2 protein-coding genes are annotated in these 2,375 nt (G+C 60.9%); both read left to right on the top strand.

Features of this window, described 5'->3' with window-relative positions:
* The coding region (gene acnA / locus EGI20_RS17610) for an aconitate hydratase AcnA (protein ID WP_498633019.1) at window positions 1-1,534 on the top strand (1,534 nt) is incomplete at its 5' end.
* Window positions 1,535-1,649: 115 nt separating this feature from the next.
* Window positions 1,650-2,375: class 1 fructose-bisphosphatase (locus EGI20_RS17605; RefSeq protein WP_498633017.1), on the top strand; the 726-nt coding region annotated here is incomplete at its 3' end.

The following is a 2,375-nucleotide window of genomic DNA, read 5'->3' as shown; positions in this document are numbered from 1 at the left end:
TGGCCAGCGCCTGCAAGGCAAAAGCCTGGCGCGCGATGTTGTGGAAATGGTCGACAACCGCCCGACCCCGGACCATACCCCCTACGCAAACGGGCAAGGTGATCTGGGGCATGGCGACATCCTGATTGCCGCCATTACCAGCTGCACCAACACCTCCAACCCCGGCGTAATGCTGGCCGCCGGCTTGTTGGCGCAAAAAGCGGTGGCCAAGGGCCTGCAGGTTCATCCGCGCATCAAGACCAGCCTGGCGCCGGGCTCTCGCGTCGTCACCGCCTATCTGGAAGCGGCCGGCCTGCTTGCGCCTCTGGCCAAGCTGGGCTTTGCGCTGGCGGCCTATGGCTGCACCACCTGCATAGGCAACGCCGGGGACCTTTCCCCCGAACTCAACAACACCATTACCCGGCATGATCTGGTATGCGCGGCAGTATTGTCCGGCAACCGCAATTTTGAAGCACGCATCCACCCCAATTTGCGCGCCAACTATCTGACCTCGCCGCCTCTGGTGGTCGCTTTCGCCATCGCCGGGCGCGTCAATATCGACCTCACGCGCGATCCCTTGGGCACAGGCAAGGATGGCCAACCGGTTTACCTCAGGGACATCTGGCCGGAATCGGGCGAAATTGCGGCATTGATGGCCACCGCCTTCGACCCGGACACCTTCCGCCGGCTGTACGCCGATTTCACCCGCGACCACGACTTATGGAATGAAATCAGCGCGCCGCAAGGCGAAACCTATCCTTGGCCTGTCAGCAGTTATATCGCCCGCCCGCCTTTTTTCGACGGCTTTTCCATGCAAGAAAAACCCATCACCGACATTCGGGACGCCCGCACCCTGCTGCTGCTGGGCGACTCGGTCACCACCGACCATATCTCGCCGGCCGGTTCATTCGGCGAAACCACGCCCGCCGGGCAATACCTACTGTCTCTGGGTCTTAAGCGTGCCGACTTCAATAGCTACGGCAGCCGGCGCGGCAACCATGAAGTGATGCTGCGCGGCACCTTTGCCAATGTACGCATCAAAAACATGATGCTGCCGGCCAAAGACGATGGCAGCCGGATCGAGGGCGGCTACACTTTGCTGGATGGCACGCAAACCAGCGTCTACGACGCTGCCATGACCTGGCAGCAACGCGGCATCGCAACCTTGGTATTTGCCGGCGAAGAATACGGCACCGGCTCCAGCCGCGACTGGGCGGCCAAGGGCAGCCAGCTTCTGGGCATACGCGCCGTCATTGCCCGCAGTTTCGAGCGCATACACCGCAGCAATCTGGTAGGCATGGGGGTGCTACCCTTGCAGTTTACCGGTAACGACAGCTGGCAAAGTCTGGGGATACAGGGCGATGAAAGCTTTACCATCGAGGGCATTGCCCAAGGCCTCGCGCCGCAACAGATGCTCAGCCTGATCATGGTCCGGCCAGATGGCAGCAGCACCCATATTCCGCTACGCTGCCGCATCGACACGCCTATCGAAGTGGATTACTACCGCGCAGGCGGCATTCTGCCCTTTGTGCTCAGGGGCTTGCTGAGCAACTGATGTATGCACCGCGCCTGGACACCCGGCGCGGCTTCACTGCAAGACAGCCATCATCCCGCACGGGTATAATCCCGCGCAAAGCTAACCTGTCATCGTTAAAACACCCGAGGTTTTCATGAGCCGCACCTCCCTTTCCCGCTTCCTGATTGAACAGCAACGCAAGGCCGGCACGCTGCCGCCGGATCTGCGTCACCTGATAGAAACCGTCGCCCGCGCCTGCAAGGCGATCTCGCACTCGGTCAACAAAGGTGCGCTGGCTGGCATCCTGGGCGAAGCCGGCACCGGCAATGTACAAGGCGAAGCGCAGAAAAAGCTGGATGTGATCGCCAACGATGTCTTGCTGGAGGCCAATGAATGGGGCGGCAATCTGGCAGCAATGGCCTCCGAAGAGATGGAGTTGCCGTACTCGATTCCGGACGGTCTGCCGCGCGGACGCTATCTGATGCTGTTCGACCCGCTGGATGGCTCGTCCAATATCGACGTCAACATCTCGGTCGGCACCATCTTCTCGGTACTGGAATGCGACGAATCGGTCACCGGCCACCCGACCGAAGCCGACTTCCTGCAACCGGGCACACGCCAAGTTGCCGCCGGCTACACCGTCTACGGCCCGCAGACCATGCTGGTGCTGACTTTCGGCAACGGCGTATACGGCTTTACCCTGGACAGAGAAAACGGCAGCTTCGTATTGACCCACCCCGAGATGAAGATCCCGCAAGCAACCGGCGAGTTCGCCATCAATATGTCGAACATGCGTCACTGGGAAGCACCGGTGCAACGCTATGTGAGCGAGCTCCTGGCCGGCAAGACCGGGCCTTTGGCCAAGGATTACAATATGCGC

It is taken from the genome of Aquitalea sp. S1-19 (genome assembly GCF_024343515.1).
The sequence above is the reverse complement of the archived record's forward strand: the minus strand, read 5'-3'. Positions and strand labels throughout refer to the sequence as shown.